18 protein-coding genes are annotated in these 19,651 nt (G+C 54.5%); 8 read left to right on the forward strand and 10 right to left on the reverse strand.

All coding sequences use genetic code 11. The annotated features are described in order from the left end of the window. Position 1: 1 nt before the first annotated feature. The 9 genes from argH to rpmE all read right to left on the reverse strand — a co-directional run bounded on the left by argH (position 2) and on the right by rpmE (position 9,246). Positions 2-1,843, reverse strand: a complete 1,842-nt coding sequence (argH, locus tag J6J34_RS07355; RefSeq protein WP_301722093.1) for an argininosuccinate lyase — start codon at positions 1,841-1,843, stop codon at positions 2-4. Continuing rightward, the gene (locus J6J34_RS07360; RefSeq protein ID WP_301835202.1) at positions 1,840-3,078 is read right to left on the reverse strand and encodes an argininosuccinate synthase; all 1,239 of its coding nucleotides are present in this window, start codon (positions 3,076-3,078) and stop codon (positions 1,840-1,842) included. The genes argH and J6J34_RS07360 overlap by 4 nt, the downstream gene beginning before the upstream one ends. Next, a complete protein-coding gene (argF, locus tag J6J34_RS07365; protein WP_301898759.1) occupies positions 3,075-3,989 on the reverse strand; it encodes an ornithine carbamoyltransferase in 915 nt (304 codons plus the stop codon). Before argF ends, J6J34_RS07360 begins: the two co-directional genes overlap by 4 nt. Before the next feature lie 52 nt (positions 3,990-4,041). Next, positions 4,042-4,809, reverse strand: coding sequence for an acetylglutamate kinase (gene argB, locus J6J34_RS07370; RefSeq protein WP_301722097.1), 768 nt, complete (start codon positions 4,807-4,809; stop codon positions 4,042-4,044). After that, positions 4,806-5,828: an N-acetyl-gamma-glutamyl-phosphate reductase gene (gene argC / locus J6J34_RS07375; RefSeq protein ID WP_301898760.1), complete on the reverse strand. Its 1,023-nt coding sequence runs from the start codon at positions 5,826-5,828 to the stop codon at positions 4,806-4,808. The genes argB and argC overlap by 4 nt, the downstream gene beginning before the upstream one ends. A gap of 79 nt (positions 5,829-5,907) precedes the next feature. Continuing rightward, positions 5,908-6,636, reverse strand: a complete 729-nt coding sequence (locus J6J34_RS07380; protein ID WP_301898762.1) for a helix-turn-helix domain-containing protein — start codon at positions 6,634-6,636, stop codon at positions 5,908-5,910. A gap of 249 nt (positions 6,637-6,885) precedes the next feature. Continuing rightward, positions 6,886-7,410 carry a DNA starvation/stationary phase protection protein Dps gene (gene dps, locus J6J34_RS07385; protein WP_301898763.1) on the reverse strand — a complete coding sequence of 175 codons (525 nt, stop codon included), beginning with the start codon at positions 7,408-7,410 and terminating at the stop codon, positions 6,886-6,888. Positions 7,411-7,510: 100 nt separating this feature from the next. Further along, a complete protein-coding gene (locus tag J6J34_RS07390) occupies positions 7,511-8,755 on the reverse strand; it encodes a malic enzyme-like NAD(P)-binding protein (RefSeq protein WP_301722100.1) in 1,245 nt (414 codons plus the stop codon). A 269-nt stretch (positions 8,756-9,024) separates the two neighbouring features. Then, complete coding sequence (rpmE, locus tag J6J34_RS07395; protein ID WP_301722102.1) at positions 9,025-9,246, reverse strand: 50S ribosomal protein L31; 222 nt, start codon at positions 9,244-9,246, stop codon at positions 9,025-9,027. A gap of 163 nt (positions 9,247-9,409) precedes the next feature. Between rpmE and priA the strand changes: the two genes are divergently transcribed. The 7 genes from priA to J6J34_RS07430 all read left to right on the forward strand — a co-directional run bounded on the left by priA (position 9,410) and on the right by J6J34_RS07430 (position 17,626). Beyond that, positions 9,410-11,620: a primosomal protein N' gene (gene priA, locus J6J34_RS07400; protein ID WP_301774621.1), complete on the forward strand. Its 2,211-nt coding sequence runs from the start codon at positions 9,410-9,412 to the stop codon at positions 11,618-11,620. A gap of 71 nt (positions 11,621-11,691) precedes the next feature. Then, positions 11,692-13,434, forward strand: a complete 1,743-nt coding sequence (gene argS / locus J6J34_RS07405; RefSeq protein ID WP_301722104.1) for an arginine--tRNA ligase — start codon at positions 11,692-11,694, stop codon at positions 13,432-13,434. 2 nt (positions 13,435-13,436) lie between these two features. After that, a complete protein-coding gene (locus J6J34_RS07410; RefSeq protein WP_301898764.1) occupies positions 13,437-14,012 on the forward strand; it encodes an SPOR domain-containing protein in 576 nt (191 codons plus the stop codon). A 96-nt stretch (positions 14,013-14,108) separates the two neighbouring features. Continuing rightward, positions 14,109-14,645: an ATP-dependent protease subunit HslV gene (hslV, locus tag J6J34_RS07415; RefSeq protein WP_301722107.1), complete on the forward strand. Its 537-nt coding sequence runs from the start codon at positions 14,109-14,111 to the stop codon at positions 14,643-14,645. Beyond that, the gene (gene hslU / locus J6J34_RS07420; RefSeq protein ID WP_301722109.1) at positions 14,638-15,969 is read left to right on the forward strand and encodes an HslU--HslV peptidase ATPase subunit; all 1,332 of its coding nucleotides are present in this window, start codon (positions 14,638-14,640) and stop codon (positions 15,967-15,969) included. The genes hslV and hslU overlap by 8 nt, the downstream gene beginning before the upstream one ends. A gap of 120 nt (positions 15,970-16,089) precedes the next feature. Continuing rightward, the gene (rraA, locus tag J6J34_RS07425; protein ID WP_301898765.1) at positions 16,090-16,575 is read left to right on the forward strand and encodes a ribonuclease E activity regulator RraA; all 486 of its coding nucleotides are present in this window, start codon (positions 16,090-16,092) and stop codon (positions 16,573-16,575) included. A gap of 4 nt (positions 16,576-16,579) precedes the next feature. After that, positions 16,580-17,626, forward strand: coding sequence for a formimidoylglutamase (locus J6J34_RS07430; protein WP_301722112.1), 1,047 nt, complete (start codon positions 16,580-16,582; stop codon positions 17,624-17,626). On the opposite strand, the gene hutI is transcribed toward J6J34_RS07430, so the two are convergent. Continuing rightward, on the reverse strand, positions 17,608-18,816 hold the full coding sequence (gene hutI, locus J6J34_RS07435; RefSeq protein WP_301898766.1) for an imidazolonepropionase: 1,209 nt from the start codon (positions 18,814-18,816) through the stop codon (positions 17,608-17,610). The two genes, J6J34_RS07430 and hutI, sit on opposite strands and share 19 nt — an antisense overlap. Before the next feature lie 93 nt (positions 18,817-18,909). On the opposite strand from hutI, the gene hutC reads away from it, so the two are divergent. After that, complete coding sequence (gene hutC, locus J6J34_RS07440; RefSeq protein ID WP_301898767.1) at positions 18,910-19,626, forward strand: histidine utilization repressor; 717 nt, start codon at positions 18,910-18,912, stop codon at positions 19,624-19,626. The last annotated feature ends 25 nt before the right edge of the window (positions 19,627-19,651 follow it).

Consider the following 19,651-nt stretch of genomic DNA (forward strand, 5'->3'; position numbering starts at 1 on the left):
TCTACAGCAGGTACTCCAGTGCCGTTTCGTCGCAGTCATGTTTGCGCGGACAGATATCGCAGTCTTTCATCACTTTTTCTGGCAGCTTGTCTTTGACTGTCAGACGAAAGTTAAGCTTGCCAAAAAATTCCGGTACCCGCGTCAGTACGATGGTGCGGGAAATACCAAGCTCGCGCGCTTTCCATAATAAAAACGCGACCAGCTCAGCCCCCAGACCTTTGCCCTGCGCCTGCGGAAACAGACCCAGGCTGCGGATCTCTGCCAGGCCTGTGCTGTACACATAAAGCGCCGCACAGCCCACCACTTCATCGTCGATTTCCGCTACAGCAAAGCTCTGAATCGCTTGTAATACATCAGCTTTGTCCCGCGGCAGGTTCTCACCTTGATCAGCCCAGTAGGCGATCAGATCACAGATTTTATTGGCATCGCTCAGGCGCGCCTGACGTACGTGTTTGCTGGCGGCTTCTGCAGCATGCAACCAGTCGTTGGCGTGTTTGATCGCGACCCGTACCGCACTTGGAGCCGTGCCGCCTAAGGCGCTGCGCTGCTGCACTCCGTAATTCAGCTCAAGAACCTGGTAGACATCGTCGCCGATAGTATCCGAAAATTCGTGAAATTCGGCTAAAGTTAGCGCCTCCAAGGGCTGCCCTTGCTGCTGGGCATAAAGCACCGCTGCACCGGTGATATGGTGGGCGTCACGGAACGGGATGCCTTTACTGACCAGATAGTCGGCAAGTTCGGTAGCATTGCTGTAGCCCAGCGCAGCTTGCTGCGCCGCATGGGCTTCGTTTACGCTCAACTCGGGTACCGCGAAGGTCAACATCTGCAAACACTGCAGGTAGGTATGCAGGGCATCGAATAAGCCTTCTTTGTCTTCCTGCATGTCTTTGTTGTAGGCCAGCGGCAAACCTTTCAAGGTGGTTTGCAGCGCATGTTGATGGCCAAACACCCGTCCCGTTTTGCCGCGCAGTAACTCAAACAGATCCGGGTTTTTCTTCTGTGGCATTAATGAAGAACCGCTGCTGATCTTGTCAGTCATCGCAAAACAACCGGACTCGCCGGAGCAATAGAAGATCACATCTTCCGCTAAGCGCGATAAATGCAGCATACCGGTGCTGGCGCTATGCAGTAAATCCAACGCAAAATCGCGGTCGGACACGCCATCCAGACTGTTTTCACAGGCGTAGCGAAAGCCCAGACTGTGGGCCAGCGCTTCCCGGTCCAGCGGCGCTGTGGTACCGGCCAACGCGCCGCTGCCCAGTGGGCATACGTCCAGCCGCTTCTGGGTTTCCTTCAACCGGCTGACATCGCGCTGCAGCATTTGCACGTAGGCCAATGCCCAATGTCCTGCCATGATCGGCTGCGCCCGCTGTAAATGGGTGTAGCCCGGCAACGCCGCAGCCTGATAGCGCTCGGCGAATTTGATCAGCGCCTGCACAGCGGCCAGATTTGCCGTGATCAGCTCGGCACAGACAGCTTTGCAAAACAACCGCAGGTCGGTGGCCACCAGATCGTTACGGCTACGTCCGGTATGCAGTTTCTTCGCTGTCGCACCGATTTTTTCGATCAGCTGTGCTTCGACCCAACTGTGGATATCTTCTTCGTCGCTTTGCAACGGCAACTGCGGGTCGGCTGCGACGCCCTGTTGCAGCTCCTGTAGTGCCTGCTGTAACTGGGCATTTTCGTCCGCCGTCAGTAGCTGCGCCTGCGCTAAGGCATCCGCCCAGGCCCGGGAGGCCTGTAAATCGTAGGTCGCCAGCTGGTAGTCGAACCGCAACGAATCGTTAAACTGTTTGAATTCAGCGGCGCTGGGCTCGCTGAACCGTCCTCCCCATAAACTCATGACGCTGCCTCATCTCCATCGATTGCCGCCGGAGTCTGGTGCAGGGCGCGGATGCGTGATGCCAGACTGTAAAGGCGGATAAAGCCTTCAGCATGCTGTTGATTATAGACGTCGTCTTCGTCAAAGGTAGCGAAGGCATTCGAGTACAAGCTGTTGGGTGAGCGCTTCTGAGTGACGTTGACCTGGCCTTTGTAGAGTTTAACGACGATATCGCCAGTTAAAGGCTCAGCCAGTTTGTTTGCGGCTGCCAGCATGACGTCGCGCAGCGGAGTAAACCAGCGCCCATCGTAAAGTAACTGAGCAAATTCGTTGCCCATGCGAATCCGATAATCCTGTGTGGTGCGATCCAGCACCAGACTCTCAAGTCCTTGCAACGCAGCGTAAAGCACAGCACCAGCAGGGGTTTCGTAGCAGCCACGGGATTTCATGCCGACCAGACGGTTTTCCACCATATCGAGGCGACCCACGCCATGGGCACCCGCCACATGATTCAGCTGAGTAATGGCGCTGACCGGATCGATAGCTTCGCCGTTGAGGGCAACCCACTCGCCGTGCAAAAACGACAAGGTAAGGTATTCCGGCACGTCAGGCGCTTGCAGGGGCTCAGTGGTCCAGCTCCAGACTTGTGCGGTCGGTGCATTCCAGGGATCTTCGAGCTCACCACCTTCGGTCGAAATGTGCCAAAGATTGGCGTCGCGACTGTAGATTTTAGTTGCTGATGCACTGCAGGGAATATTGCGCTCAGCAAGGTACGCCAGTAGTTGCGGACGGCTGCGCATGTCCCACTCACGCCAGGGAGCAATCACTTGTAAATCAGGCGCCAGCGCGGCAAACGCAGACTCGAAGCGGACCTGATCGTTGCCTTTACCGGTGCAGCCATGCGCGAGGGCATCCGCACCGACTTTACGCGCAATTTCGACCTGTGCGGCAGCAATAATTGGCCGTGCCAACGCGGTACCAAGCAGGTACTGGCCTTCGTAAATGGCACCGGTTTTCAGGGTCGGGAAAATCACCTCATTGACCAGCTGCTGTTTGAGGTCGACCACATGGCAACTGCTGGCGCCGGAGGCGATAGCTTTTTCTTCCACGCCGGCAAGCTCTTCATCACCCTGACCTACGTCAGCGACAAAGGCGACCACTTCGCAGTCATAGTTTTCCTTGAGCCAAGGCACGATCGCGGACGTATCCAGACCACCTGAATAGGCTAACACCACTTTATCGATCGACTTTTTCATGCCTGAGCTCCTGCAAATAACTGAACTAAAATTGCGTTTTGTGCGTGTAAACGGTTTTCGGCCTGGTGTAATACCAGCGATTGCGGGCCATCAATAACCTCGGCAGTAACCTCGCGGCCACGGTACGCAGGAAGGCAATGCATAAAATAGCTGGCGCCGAGCTGCTGCATCAGGTCGTTATTGACCTGAAAAGGGGCAAAGTCATGCATCACCTGATTACTGTCCCGCTCCTGCCCCATCGAGAACCAGGTGTCGGTATAAATCGCATCGGTTTGTTGTAGATTGTTGAAGTCGTGGTGCAGGGAAATACTCCCGCCATTTGCCTGCGCCGTTTGCTGTGCCAAAGCAAGGGCATCAGCATTGGGCTCATACCCTTCCGGCGTCACGATTTGTAAGTCCATTCCAACCAGCGCTGCACCGGACATCAGCGCCTGGCAAACATTGTTACCATCGCCAATATAGGTCAGCGTGACCTTACTCAAATCGCCCAGCTGTTCAGTCAGGGTGAGCAAGTCAGCCATTGCCTGACACGGATGACAGACATCACTCAGTGCATTGATGACGGGTTTGTCTGAGGCTTGTGCAAGTTCCTCCAGGGTCGCCTGCGAGAACACCCGCGCGACAATGGCGTCGTGCCATAGCGCCAGATTCGCACCAACATCGGTCGCGGGCTCGCGACTGCCCATCAGATTCGCAGCATCAAGGTAAATACTGTGGCCGCCCAAGCGGTGGATACCTGCCGCAAAACTCGCGCGGGTGCGCAGCGAGGGCTTCTCAAATACCAGCGCGATGCTTTTGCCCTGCAGATGGTTTTGCCAGGTCGTGGGGCGTTGTTTGATGGTCTGGGCCAGGTCCAGTAATTGTGCCACTTGCGCGCTTGATAAGTCCCGCAGTGCTAGTAAATCTTGCATGATGATTCCAACTTAATAACTGATTCTAAAAAATGAATAGGGTAATAGCTGCTTAGAAACGAATGCGGGTTCCGGCCGCCTCACCCTTTGCCAGTCGGGTCAGTGCGTTGGCGTCTTGCCAGCCGGCCACCGCGATACTTCGTCGCGAATGTTGTGCGGCTTGTAAAGCGGCGTTTAATTTCACCACCATGCCATCGCGCACGATCCCGTCGCTGATAAGCTGCAGTACCTGCGTGGCATCAATGGAGTCAATGAGGAGGCCGTCGCGGTCGAGAATGCCGGCCACGTCGGTTAGTAAAATAAGGTCTGCATGCAGCACTTGCGCGACCGCGCCTGCGGCAAGGTCAGCGTTAATATTGAGTCGCTGGCCATCGGCACTTAGGCCAATGGAGCTGAGGATGGGCAAGTAGTTGGCGTCCAATAACAGCTCAAGTAACTTACTGCTGTGCGGTTGCGGAATGCCCACCGCACCCCTTGTGGTATCAACCTCACACCGCACGGTGGACCCTGCCTGCAAGGTCAGCCCCACGCTGGCTAAGCCATGTTGCTGCGCTATAGCGCAAAGCTGTGAATTGAGATCGCCAGCAAGTACGCCGGCGACAATCGGCATCTGTGCAGCAGGGGTGACCCGCTGACCGTCGGTTTTTGTCGAGACTTCGCCCAACCGCTGTAACAGCGCCTGCACCTGGTCGCCACCGCCGTGCACCAGCACCAGTGGCCGCAAAGCAGCGAGCTTCTGTACGGTGCTGAAAAGTTGACTTAACGCGGTGGGGTCGGTAAGCACCCGACCGCCTATTTTGATGACCAGTGGCGTCGTCATACCACAGCTCCAAGGTTCAATAAGCCTGCGCTAGCTGGCAGCCGGAAATACTGATTCGCCAGCTGCACCGCTTGTGCTGCTGCGCCTTTGAGTAAGTTATCAATGGCAACGCTGAAAATAAGCTGTTGCTCGTGCAACTTAAAGTAAATGTCACAGTAAGGGGTCGCAACAACCTGCGCTAGCTTGGGCGGGGTATCGACGAGCCGTATCAGCGGTTGATCGGCGTAGCATGCTGCCAGACTGTCTTCGATCGTTGCCGCCGAGATACCAGCTTGCACCTGGGCATAAATGGTCGCCAGAATGCCACGCTTAAAATGACCCAGATGCGGCACAAACAGCACCTCACGACCAATGCTCTGAGCCATTTCTGGCTGATGCCGGTGCGATGCAATCCCATAGGCCTGCAAGCTGACTTCCGCGCAACTGGTGTGCAGCTGGGCTTTGCGACCGGCACCGGTGACACCGCTGACCGCGTTGACAATTGGCACAGAGTGCTGGGTCAGCAAATGACTTATGGGGCGAAGTGCCAGTGCGGCTGCGGTCGGGTAACAGCCGGGCACGGCGATCAAGGGCTCGTCACCCCGCAACTGCGTGAATTCGGCCAAACCATAAGGCACAGCAGCCTCAAGCTTAGGTTGCTTAAAGCCATACGCCTGCAGGTGTTGATGCGCGTCGCGCAGCCGAAAAGCACCGGACAGATCAAAGACGACCAGGCCAGCGGCAATCAGCTGTGGCGCGAGTTCAGCACTGGTTTCATGGGGAAGCGCTAAAAAAACCACCCGAACCTGTTGCGCCAATTGCGGCAACAGATCCGAGTGCCAAGGTTGCAGAATCTGCTCGCACCGACCACTCAATTGCGGATACAACGCGGAGATGGGCTCTGCTTTCTCACGTGCGCTCGAGGAAAATGCATGAGTCAAGGTAAACTCTGGATGATTATGCAGTAACCAGACGAGCTCAGCGCCACTGTAGCCGCTCGCTCCAAAAACAGCGCATTGTATGGTTTCTTGCTTAGACATTCACAGTAAACTTATGACTCGAAGATGGCCTAAGTATAGTGAATAGAAATTCACAAAACAAGCATAAGTATTATCTTTTTTATGTTCTCATTTTTTGTGTTCTCAGCAAAAGTATAAGAAGCACTAATCCAAAAGTACCGAAAAAGAGTCCCAGCGCTTGTAACAGCGTATTCTGCCAGCGCGGTCGTTGGAGTGTTTCTTCAAGGTAATAAGTGCGTGTAAAGGAATCATTTACTGCCTCAGGGATGGGGCGGTTGAACTGGTCGCCACGGTAGTCGCTCAGCAATAAAATTTTTGGGTTACGGCGTTTCAGAATATCAAGGTGCGATTGGTGGCGTTCCTCAAGGGTACCATCGCTAAGTTGCGGCGCTAGGTGGAAAATATCTTGCGGCTCACCCGGTAATACCACGCCCGGCGATTCATACTCATAAATCGATTCATTAAACAGAAGCTTGGTATAACCCAGGTAGAACATAGGTACCGCGAGCGCAACGCAAAGAACGGAGGCATACATACGCAAGCGTTCGCGCAAAAGACTTTGCACCTTCTGCTGACGGAGCCACGCATCAACACTTGGAATCCGACTCAATTTTGCATGTAAATAAGCACGATCGAGTTGTTCCAGTACATCTTCAAGTTCAAGTGATAGCGCACTCAGCCAGGCGGCCAGCATTTCGGCGGAAGGAAGTGAACGTTCACCTTCAAGCTTAGACAAGTAAGACTGCTCGACACCCATCTTATCGGCGAGCTCAGCCTGGCTAAAATCTTGTTCGGTTCGTTGTTGTTTTAAGTAGTCACCTAAGGTCATAGTTGTCGTCCTTGTTGATTGAGATTAAGGCTGATTCTTAGCCATTCCTGCAAGCATAAAAACATGAATATTAACGAATAACTAGGAATGGGTTGAGTCTGATCGGCTACGCAACAGAGTAAAGGTTAAAAATTGGGGTTGTTGTGGTTACTTTCTTTCAGGTAGTAAGCGGAGCGAATTGCAGGTTGGAAAACAAAAAAAGGGCCATCGCCTGTGACGATAGCCCCTGCGGAAAAATCAGGTGTTGGGTTAAGTTTTAAGTTCACCGGTTGCTGACTCAAGGTGAGCACGCACGAACCACTGGTATTGCTCAAGCTCAGCCAGTTGGCCGGTTAACATGTCCTCTGAGACTGGGTCCAGGTCGGCGAGTTTTTCCAGCGCGGCTCTGTGATCAGAGTTCACGCCATCGTAAACCTTATCGAGGGCGACCAGATGGTCTTTAACCAAGCCCCGGCCAAGGGAGTAATCTTCCCAGCGACGGCGGTCGACCAAATACTTTGGCGTGCCGTTCGGAACGCCACCGAGGGTCGCGATGCGTTCAGCTATGGTATCTGTCATTTCGCGCACGGAATCGACCTGCGGGTCGAGCATCTCATGCACGCCGATAAAGTTGGGGCCGACGACATTCCAGTGAATGTGTTTCAGTGTCAGCTGCAAATCGATGAGCGCCACCAATCTGTCGTCAAGCAACTTAATGGTTTCGTGAGCGGCCTTATCTTTCAGGCCTGGTGCGGTAAACTCTGCTGTTTTCTTAGTTGGGTCCGTATGAGACATTAATAACCTCCCTAACGTTTGCGTCGTATTTCATTACGCCTCGTCAGCAAGTATAGATCAGTTAAGGTCTTGTCAATCCAGAACGAAAAAGGCGGAGTACTCACTCCGCCATATAATTCTTCGGTAGGTCGATGCGGGCGGCGCCGGAGGCGACGGCTGCTTCAGCGACGGCACGCGAAACGCGGGTTTTCAAACGCGGATCGATGGGTTTGGGAATGATGTAATCCACACCAAACTCAAGTTTATCAACGCCAGCTGCTTTTAAGACGCTTTCCGGAACAGGCTCTTTGGCCAGACTACGGATGGCCTCAACCGCGGCAATCTTCATTTCGTCATTAATCGCCCGGGCGCGGACATCAAGAGCGCCGCGGAACATAAACGGAAAGCAAAGTACGTTATTGACCTGATTCGGATAATCCGAGCGGCCGGTGGCCATGATCAAGTCGTCGCGGACTTTATGGGCCAGTTCCGGCTTAATTTCCGGATCAGGATTGGAGCAAGCAAACACAATAGGCTTTTCGGCCATAAGTTTCAGTGCGTCGGGGCTCAGCAGATCCGGGCCGGACACACCAACAAAGACGTCAGCTTCGCTAATCACTTCTTCTAATGTACGTTTATCCGTGTTGTTGGCGAACAAGGCTTTGTACTGATTCAGGTCTTCGCGACGGGTATGAATGACCCCTTTGGAGTCCAGCATATAGATGTGCTCACGCTGGGCGCCACACTTGATCAGCAGTTCCATGCAGGCAATAGCGGCCGCGCCGGCGCCCAAACAGACAATTTGTGCCTTGCGCAGTTCTTTGCCCTGAATTTCCAATGCATTTAACAGGCCGGCGGCGGTCACAATGGCGGTACCGTGTTGGTCGTCATGGAAAATCGGCACATCACAGCGCTCAATCAGTGCTTCTTCAATTTCAAAACACTCCGGCGCCTTAATATCTTCAAGGTTCACCCCACCGAAACTGTCGGCGATATTCGCAACGGTATTGATAAAGTCCTGCGTGGTGCGATGGGTGACCTCAATGTCGATCGAATCAAGCCCAGCGAAGCGTTTAAACAAGAGTGCCTTACCTTCCATGACCGGCTTCGATGCCATTGGACCTAAATTGCCCAGACCCAGAATCGCAGTACCGTTGGAGATCACCGCGACCATATTACCTTTCGCTGTGTAACGGTAAACATCGTCAGGATTTGCGGCAATGGCGCGCACCGGCTCGGCGACACCCGGACTGTAGGCGAGCGCCAGATCTTTACTGGTCTCCGCCGGTTTGGTCAGCTCAATACTGATTTTGCCGGGAGTCGGTAATGCATGGTAATCGAGCGCTTGTTTGCGAAAGTCAGACATTGAATAGCGTACCTTTTGGTTCCGAAACGATGGCATGCATCGCCATCAGGTGACTGAATAAAGGACATTGTAGAGGCTTACCAGCGAATAACAAATCTTACCTGATGCCAAAGACCGTTGCGCAAGGCCACTTCGGACCACTAAATTGCAAAGGTGCTTAAAAACACACCATGCTAATTTTCAGCCCTTATGCGGGCTGACAGTGAGACGGGCATAAAAAAAGGCGCCTTTTGGCGCCTTTTTCTGAATTCTGTGCAGAAGCTTGTCTTTTACGACGACTTCTTGCCACCCAACACGCTGAAACGCTTGTTGAATTTGTCGATACGACCACCAGTATCCATAATACGCTGCTTACCAGTGTAGAACGGGTGGCACTCTGAACAAACGTCAAGGTGCAATTCGCCACCTTTAGTTGAGCGGGTTACGAAAGTGTTGCCGCATGAGCAAGATACTTTCATGTCTTCATAGTTAGGATGAATACCTGATTTCATAGGGGTTACCTCAATTGGGCCGCATCGCCATCCGATCTGTTGCCGGACACCATACGTGGTTAATGTCGATTAATAGGGCGCGAATTCTACCTCAAGGTCAAGTAATGATCAAGCATCAGGATCGCGCTTGCGCCAATGTGCGCAGCACCGCACAATAGCGGTTATGAACGCCACTTCTGTAAATTCAAATGCAAACACCAGCACCGTCATTCAGGTGGCTGTGCCCGTGCCTCTGGCGCGGGTGTTTGACTACGATTGTGACCAGGCTCCTGCCGTCGGGACACGGGTGCAGGTACCCTTTGGCGCACGGCAAGTGGTCGGCTTTTGCATGGGTGCGGTGCCAACACCGGCCGCGAGTGAGTTTAAACGCAAAGCGGTGAGCAAGGTGCTTGACGAGCAGCCCGTACTGAGCGAGCCGGTTTGGGAATTATTGCAGTGGGCGGCGGACTATTATCAGCATCCAGTGGGTGAAGTACTGGCACACGGGTTGCCGGTACTGTTGCGGCAGGGCGAAGCGGCCAGCTATCAGACCACGCAGGCCTATCAGGCGACCCCTGCCGGACAGCAACTGGAACTCAATGAATTGCGTAACGCCCGCCAACAGCAACGCTTGCTGGCCGCGCTGCGCTCTGGCTCGCTGTTGCGACGCGATATCGTCGCGCAAGAGTATTCTTTATCGGCGTTGAAAGCTTTGCAGGAAAAAGAGCTGATCGAGGCGTATCAGCACCAGCCCAGCGCTGAACGTGACTGGACCTTTGCCATCGGCAGCGAGCCGTTGCAGCTCAACCCTGAGCAGGCGCTGGCTGTGGCGGCGATTGGCGCCGCCCAGCAGCCGCAGCCCTATTTACTTGAGGGGGTGACCGGCAGCGGCAAGACCGAAGTCTACCTGCAGGCGATGGCTGAAGTGTTGCGTAAAGGCAAACAGGTGCTGGTGATTGTGCCAGAGATCGGCTTAACCCCGCAGACGCTGCGACGCTTCCAGAAACGCTTTGCCGTGCCTATCGTGATGTTGCACTCGGCACTTAGTGACCGGGAGCGGCTGGATGCCTGGCTGGATGCGAAGAATGGCGCGGCAGCCATAGTGATCGGCACACGTTCGGCGATTTTCACCCCATTTTCGCAACTCGGCATGATTGTTGTCGATGAGGAGCACGACAGCTCGCTGAAGCAACAGGAAGGTTTCCGTTATCATGCCCGGGATCTGGCTGTGGTGCGCGGACACAAAGAACGGGTACCGGTGATTTTAGGCTCAGCCACGCCGTCGCTGGAGAGTATTAATAACGTCAGCCAAAAACGTTATGCACATCTGCAATTGACCCAGCGCGCAGGACAGGCACGTCCCACCCGCCATATGGTGGTGGACATCAAGCAAATGCCGCTCAAAGCGGGTTTGTCTGTACCCTTGATTGAACGCATGCGCGAAGAGCTTGAGCGTGGCCAACAGGTGCTGGTGTTCATCAACCGGCGCGGTTTCGCGCCGGCACTGCTGTGCCATGAATGCGGCTGGCTGGCGCAGTGCCGGCGTTGCGATGCCTATTACACGGTTCACCAACGCCAGCAGCAGCTGCAGTGTCACCACTGTGGCGATCAGTTGCGCATACCGGCGCAATGCCATGATTGTGGCTCGACCCAGTTAGTTGGACGCGGGGTGGGCACCGAGCAACTGGAACAAACATTGACCGAGTTATTCCCGGACTTCCCGGTATTACGCATCGATCGCGACAGCACCCGTCGCAAAGGGAGTCTGCAAAAGCACTTGGCCGATGCCACCGAGAATAAGTTTCCGTTGCTGGTCGGCACCCAGATGATTGCCAAGGGGCACCATTTTCCCCATGTGACGCTGGTGGCGATGCTGGACATTGACGGCGCTTTATACAGCTCAGATTTTCGCGCTGCGGAGCGGCTCGGACAACTGATCACGCAGGTGGCGGGGCGGGCCGGACGAGCCAGTGCACCGGGCACTGTGGTACTGCAGACCCACCATCCGGAACATGATCTGCTGCAGGATCTGATCCACAACGGTTACGCAGCCTTTGCCCGCTCTTTGCTGCGCGAACGGGAACTCACCCAGTTGCCGCCCTTTGGTCAGCTGGCGCTGTTTCGTGCCGAGGCGCACGAAGCGCAACATGCGCAGGCAGCCCTGCAGGCTATCGCCGATCAGCTGCCGCGGCATCCGCAATTGATGGTGCTCGGACCCATGCCGGCGGTGATGGAGCGACGTGCCGGGCGCTATCGTTACCAGTTGCTGCTACAATGCCAGCAACGTGGGCTTCGCCAGCAAATACTGCAGCACAGTCTGCCCCAATTGCAGCAGCTTCCCGAGCTGCGGCGTGTGCGCTGGTCACTGGATGTCGATCCGCAAGATTTTAGCTAGGTAGCAAAGGTTTTTTTTCTGCGGCGAAGCAAGTAAAATGCCGCTTCCCGAAATTCATAAGGTTGGATGCAATGAAAGAGCAGTTGGAGCAGTTATTAGCGGCCGCGGTGGCCACCCTGAAAGAGCAAGGTACCCTACCGGCTGACCTAAGCCCGCGCATCCAGCTGGACCGTCCTCGCGATAAGAGCCATGGCGACTTTGCAACGAACCTGGCATTGATGCTGGCCAAACCCGCAGGTATGAATCCGCGCGCGCTGGCGGAAGCGTTACTCGCGGCCCTGCCGGAAAACGATTTAATCGCCGATGCCAACCTTGCCGGCCCGGGTTTTATTAACTTTGTGGTGAGTCAGGACCAGCTGATCCAACAGTTGCAGCAGGCCTATCAGGATCCACGTGTTGGAGTGCAACCGGCAGCGCAAGCCAAACGTATCGTGATCGATTACTCGTCACCCAACCTCGCCAAAGAGATGCATGTGGGCCATTTACGTTCGGCCATTATCGGTGATGCGGTCGCGCGCACCGAAGAATTCCTTGGCCATACCGTGGTCCGGCAAAATCACGTCGGCGACTGGGGCACCCAATTTGGCATGCTGCTGGCGCATATGGAAGAGCTTGAAGGTGCTGAGCTGGCGATGGAGCTGAGCAACCTGGAAACCTTCTACAAAGCTGCGAAGCAGCGCTTTGATGAAAGTCCGGAATTTGCTGACCGTGCCCGTGAACTGGTCGTTGCACTGCAGTCCGGTGATGAAAAGTGTCGCGGTTTGTGGCAACAGTTCATCGACGTGTCCCTTAGTCACTGCCAGGAAGTTTATGACCGCCTGGGCGTACAACTGACCCGCGCCGATGTTATGGCCGAAAGTGCCTACAATGACGATCTTGCCAACGTCGTTGAGGATCTGCGCGAGCAAGGTTTGCTGGTCGAAGATCAAGGCGCGCAATGTGTATTCCTGGAAGAATTTAAGAATAAAGAGGGTGAGTCGTTACCGGTGATCGTGCAGAAATCCGGCGGTGGCTACCTGTATGCAACCACGGATTTAGCTGCTGTACGCTATCGCCAGAATGTACTTAAAGGCGATCATCTGATGTACTTTGTGGATCAGCGTCAGGGCCTGCACTTCCAGCAAATTTTCACCCTGGCGAAAAAAGCTGGTTTTGCCCGTGAAGACCTGGAAATGGACCACTATGGTTTCGGCACGGTTATGGGCAAAGATGGCCGTCCGTACAAGAGTCGTGATGGCGGCGTGACGAAGCTGGCCGACTTGCTGGACCAGGCGGAAGCGCGCGCGCTGGCTTTGTTACAGGAGAAAAACTCAGAACTGAGTACTGCTGAACAAGCTCAAGTCGCCAAGGTGGTCGGTATCAGCTCAGTGAAATATGCCGACTTGTCGAAAAACCGCACCAGTGATTACATTTTCGACTGGGACACCATGCTTAGTTTTGAAGGTAATACTGCACCTTATCTGCTTTATGCCTATACCCGGGTGATGAGCGTATTCGCCAAAGCCGGCGTCGAGCCGACCGGGCTCAGTGGTGAATTTATGCTGCAGGACGAGCGTGAACAAGCCCTGGCCAATACACTGGTACGCTTTAATGAAGTGGTGCACTCGGTGGCCAATAAAGCCATGCCGCACTTCCTGTGTGGCTACCTGTTTGACTTGGCGGGCGCCTTCTCTAGCTTTTACGAAGCTTGTCCAATCCTGCAAGCCGAGGATCCGGCGGTCAAACAAAGTCGTCTAAAACTTGCTGCGCTGACAGCTAAGACCCTGGAGCAAGGCTTAGAACTGCTCGGTATCGAAACTCTGGATAGAATGTAAGTATGGATTACGCTAACCGTAAACAGCCGCCCAAACGCAAGCCAGGACAAACCCGGCGTGGCGCCAAAGCTGCAGCTGCGCAACGCAAAGTGCCATGGGCGATCGTGCTGTTGGCGGTGTTGCTGGTGGCGGCACTTGTCGGTGGTTTACGCTTCATCGCCGGCGGTAAGGATGCCGGGGACGCCAACAACAGCGAGGTGACGCAGCAGCCGGTAACAGAAACACCCGCCAGTAGTACAGGGCCGGTGGCGGCACCCATGCCGAAAAAGCCCGAAGAACGCTGGCAGTATATTGAAGAGTTAGAGAACCTTGAGGTCGAGGTGGACGTGCCTGAGCGTGAACTGGGGCCACCGAAACTAATGCAGTGTGGCTCTTTCCGTAAGCGTGCAGACGCAGAGCGGCTGCGAGCCGCGATTGCACTGCAGGGGCTGGAAAGTGAAATTTATCCTTCCAACAACAACACCTGGTATCGAGTGGTGTTAGGTCCTTACGAAACCAAACGCGATGCTGAAGCGGAGCGGCACAAGCTGCAGCGCGCCAGTATTCATGGTTGCCAGATCTGGAACTGGAACCTTTAACCGCCAAATGCGGCGACAACCAATTGTCGCCGCACCATTGAAATCAGCGAATTCGCCCTCATAACTGCTGCATAGCGCAACAAAGAGGACGTATTTGTGACCACAATAGTTTCTGTCCGCCGCGGTGATAAAGTTGTCATCGGCGGCGATGGCCAGGTTTCCCTTGGTAACACCGTAATGAAAGGCAACGCCCGTAAGGTGCGTCGTCTCTACAATGATCAGGTACTGGCTGGCTTTGCTGGCGGTACTGCTGATGCTTTTACTTTATTTGAACGTTTTGAAGCCAAACTTGAGCAACATCAGGGTAACCTGATGCGTGCGGCGGTGGAGCTGGCAAAAGACTGGCGCACTGACCGCGCCCTGCGCCGCCTGGAAGCCTTACTGGCGGTCGCCGATAAACACACTTCGCTAATTATTACCGGCAACGGTGATGTGGTGCAGCCTGAGCGTGACCTGATTGCGATTGGCTCTGGTGGCCCTTATGCCCAAGCGGCGGCCACAGCTATGCTCGACACCACTGACTTAGATGCCCGTGAGATCGTTGAGCGCGCGCTCACCATTGCCGGTGACATCTGTGTTTATACCAATACTTTCCAAACCATCGAAGAACAGGAGTCTGTGGCCAATGTCTGATATGACCCCACGTGAAATTGTCGATGAACTGAACCGTCACATCATTGGCCAGGATAACGCGAAGAAAGCGGTTGCCGTCGCCCTGCGTAATCGCTGGCGCCGTATGCAGCTGGACGATGAGCTGCGCCAGGAAGTGACGCCGAAAAATATTCTGATGATCGGTCCCACCGGTGTGGGTAAGACCGAGATCGCCCGGCGTCTGGCGAAACTGGCCAACGCACCTTTTATCAAAGTGGAAGCCACTAAGTTCACCGAAGTTGGCTATGTTGGTAAGGAAATTGAGTCGATCGTTCGCGATTTGACCGATACTGCCGTCAAGCAAACGCGTGAGCAGATGATGAAGAAAGTGCGTTACCGCGCGGAAGAAGCCGCTGAAGATCGGATTCTGGATGCGTTGCTCCCTCCGGCCAAAGGTTGGGCTGACGAAGAAAAGACCGAGCGCGAACAAAGTAATACCCGCCAGGTCTTTCGCAAAAAGCTGCGCGAAGGCCAGCTGGACGATAAGGAAATCGAAATTGATATTTCTATGCCGCAAATGGGCGTAGAAATCATGGCTCCGCCAGGCATGGAAGAAATGACCTCGCAGTTGCAGAATATGTTCCAGAACCTGGGCAACGACAAAAGCAAACCGCGCAAGCTGAAGATCAAAGATGCTTTTAAGCAGCTGGTCGAAGAAGAAGCTGCGAAAATGCTGAATCCGGAAGAGGTGAAAGAGCAAGCGCTGCATTCTGTTGAGCAAAACGGCATCGTCTTTTTGGATGAAATCGACAAAATTTGTAAGCGCTCTGACAGCAGCGGTCCGGATGTGTCGCGTGAAGGTGTGCAACGGGATCTGTTGCCGTTGGTGGAAGGCACCACAGTGTCGACCAAGCATGGCATGGTGAAAACTGACCACATCCTGTTTATTGCCTCCGGTGCGTTTCAAATGACCAAGCCGTCGGATCTGATTCCCGAGCTGCAAGGCCGGTTGCCGATCCGGGTTGAGTTAGATGCACTGACCAGTGGCGATTTTGTGCGCATTCTGACGGAGCCGAATGCTTCGTTGACGACCCAATACAAGGCACTGATGAGCACTGAAGAAGTCACCGTGGAATTTACCGAAGACGGCATTCAGCGCATTGCTGAAACGGCCTTCCATGTGAACGAGACGACCGAGAATATCGGTGCCCGGCGCCTGCACACAGTGCTGGAGCGATTGATGGAAGAAGTTTCCTTTGGTGCCAGTGACTTGCACGGACAAACCATTCGCATCGATGCTGACTATGTTGACCAGCATATTGGACAACTTGCACAAGACGAAGATCTCAGTCGCTTCATTCTGTAGTGCTTGCCGGTAGGCCGCGGTTTGTTCCCTGCTAAGTCCTTTTGCATGGGGCAATAAGCGGCTATACTGTGCTGACACAATTCTTGTCGTATTAATGACGTAATCAGCAGGGGAACGGCAATGGAATACAATACTTCGGAACTTTGCGATCTTTACCCCGACATGGTCGATGTGGTCGAGCCTATGTTAGTCCATTTTGGTGGCCGGGTGTCCTTTGGTGGTCAGCTTGTGACCGTGAAGTGTTTTGAAGACAAAGGCGTCATCGAAGAAGTGGTGCAGCAGCCGGGAGTCGGCAAAGTGTTGCTGGTCGATGGTGGCGGTTCCAGTCGTCGCGCTCTGATCGATATCGCGGTCGCCGAAATGGCGCTGGATAACGATTGGGAAGGGATTATCTGTTACGGTGCCGTGCGTGATGTGGATGCTCTTGATGAGCTCGACATGGGCATTATGGCCGTTGCTTCGATCCCGGTAGGCGCTTCTGCCGAAGGGGTAGGTGAGGTTGATGTGCCCGTGAATTTCGGTGGTGTGACCTTCTTGCCGGAAGATCATATTTACGCTGATAATACTGGTGTCATTTTGTCACCTGAGCCGCTCGATATCGAATAAGCCTATGTACCTTTCGAGTTGCGATCCAAGTGCGTGGTGTACACCACGCCAAGGCGAAGTGCGGCTGGGGCAAACTCTGCATGCCCTGCCCGACGTTGCCGACGCTCACGCCTACCGTGAAGCGCTTGCCTCCGCTTATGAACAGGGTGCGCGCATTGCCATTATTGGCGTGCCCGAAAGCATAGGTCCGCGTGGGAATCTTGGCCGCGGTGGTGCTGAATCGGCATGGCCCGCGGCATTAAAAGGCCTGTGCAATTTGCAGGCGACCCCCTTTATTGCCTGCCAGGAACTGCTCATGGTCGGACAGGTGGTCTGCGACGACTTGCAGGAGCAGGCCGCGGCATTACGTACCAATGATCCAACGCAACTGAACCAGCTGCGTGATCTGTGCGCCCAGCTTGATCAACGTGTCATGCAGGCGTTACTCCCCTTGTTTGAAGCTGACTATGAAGTGATTCTGATCGGCGGTGGCCATAATAATGCCTATCCGTTGTTACGTAGCCTGAGTGAAGCGACGTCGACGGAAGTTGCAGCCATGAACCTTGATCCCCATGCGGATTTTCGCTCCCGCGAGGGCCGGCATAGTGGTAACGGTTTTAGTTACGCCTGCACCGATGGCTTCCTTGGCAACTATCATGTGGTGGGTCTGCACGAGGGCAAGAACAACGCCGAGAGTCTGCGCCAACTTGCCAATGCCGGCTTTACCTACACCAGCGTGCATCAGCTTTATCAAGCGAATTGGACCGAAGAACTGGCGGCCTTGCGTGCTCAGGCTGAGGCCTGGTGCCGTCCGCTGGGTATCGAAGTTGATGTGGATGCGCTGCAGGGAGTGCCAGCCAGTGCCATTAACTTTAACGGCTTAACTGTGGCGCAGGGTTACAGCTTTGTTGCAGAGCTGGCGGCGGTCAAGCAGACCCGCTATCTGCACCTGGCCGAGGCCGCGCCGAGTTTACACCCGGCGGGTCGCGAAGCGGGCGATACAGCTATCGCCCAGTTACTAAGTGAGTTAGTACTTGCTTATCTGCACGGGCATCAGCGACGGACACCCTGATGCCAACATGCTGCCAGCCGTTGGGTGCCAAATTGATAGGTCAGCTCAGCGGGATCCTGGCAGTCCCACAAACACAAGTCTGCCCGTAAGCCCTCCCGGACCCGACCGCGATCGGTTAATCCCAGCGCTGTTGCAGCATTGCAGGTAACCCCCCTTAAACATTCTTCCGGGGTCATGCGGAACAAGGTGGCGCCCATTTGCAGCATAAGCTGCAAACTGAGGATGGGTGAGGTGCCGGGGTTAGCATCGGTCGCCAACGCCATCGGTACCTGATATTCACGCAGCAGCGCAAGGGGTGGCAGTTTCGTATCCCTTAGAAAATAGAACGCACCGGGCAGGAGTACGGCCACGGTACCGCTGTTCGCCATCGCTTGCACACCCGCTTCATCAAGATGCTCTAAATGATCGCAGGATAATGCCTGATAACGCGCAGCCAAAGCGCTGCCGTTCTGATTACTCAGCTGCTCTGCATGCAGTTTTACCGGCAGGCCTAACTCTTGCGCTTTGGCAAATACCCGTTCGGTTTGTGCCGGACTAAAGCCGACCGATTCACAGAATGCATCCACCGCATCTGCCAGACCTTCGCCCGCTAAAGTTGGCAGGATTTCATCGACCACCAGATCGATATAAGCATCGGCGTTGTCTTTAAATTCAGGAGGTAACGCATGGGCAGCTAATAAAGTGGTCTGCACGCTCACCGGATTCGCGCTCGCCAGTTGCCGGGCGGCGCGTAACTGTTTGCGCTCATCCGCCAGTGACAAGCCATAACCGGACTTAATCTCCACGGTAGTGACACCTTCGGCCATGAGTGCGGCTAAACGCGGCGTGGCAAGCTCAACCAGTTCGGCTTCACTAGCGGCGCGGGTGGCGCGCACGGTCGCGGCAATACCACCGCCCTGGGCGGCAATCTCGGCATAACTGACCCCATGCAGGCGCCGCGCAAATTCGTCTGCGCGTGAGCCGGCCCAGACCAGATGGGTATGGCAATCGATAAGGCCCGGGGTCAGCAACTTGCCCTGACCGTCAATGATATCGCACTCAGCAGGTGCGGTAGGTGCGTTGCTGGCATTGCCAACGTAACTAATGCTGCCGTCCTCAATACAGACCACCGCATCATGCAGTAAGCCGTAGCCTTCACCTTCTAAAGTAGCAACTGTCACATTTTTTATGCGCTGATGTGCCAGAGTCATACAACTTTCTCCCTCAATATGCTTGTATATACAAATGCAGTTGCCTACACTCTAGCACATCCTAATCGAATCCACATAAAGGTAAGCGATCTGATGGCTAAATTTTCATCAATCAAGCAGCATATCTACAGCAAAATCGCCTCAGGCGAGTGGCCAGAGCATCACCCGGTCAGTTCTGAGAATGCGCTGGCGCAGCAGTTCAAAGTCAGCCGCATGACCGCGCGCCGTGCTTTGCAGGAGCTCGCGGATGAAGGCTTAGTGGTGCGTACCAAAGGCTCAGGAACCTTTGTTGCGCCGATAAAATCGCAAACCTCCTTTATGGCGATTCGTAACATTGCCGATGAAATACGCGCCCGCCAACACGACTACCACGCAAAGGTGCATGTGTTGCGCAAAGAAGCTGCCTCAGATCTTATCGCGGAAATGTTGAATCTGAGTCCGGGCAGCACCGTCTTTCACTCAGTAATCAGCCATTACGAGGGTGAGCTGCCAGTGCAGGTGGAAGAGCGTTATGTGAACCCCGCATTGGCAAGCGCTTATCTGCAACAGGATTACCATCAGCTGACACCGCATGAATATTTATGTGAGGTGTCGCCGTTAACCGAAGCAAGTCATGAAATTGAGGCCGTGTCGCCGAGCCCACAGATATGCCAGTGGCTGAAATTGGCGCGCCCCGAACCCTGTTTACGTATCCATCGCCGCACCTGGAGTGCGGAGGGTGTGGTGACGTATGCCATTCTGACCCATCCAGGCTCGCGTTTTAGTCTTGGTGGACACCTTCAGTTTGGTGCTGCACCGGCCGCATCTTAAGACTCAGAATAAAAAAGAGGAACTT

Origin of the sequence: Pseudidiomarina terrestris (assembly GCF_030466405.1) — a bacterium.
In the GTDB taxonomy this organism is placed as follows: Bacteria; Pseudomonadota; Gammaproteobacteria; order Enterobacterales; family Alteromonadaceae; genus Pseudidiomarina; species Pseudidiomarina terrestris.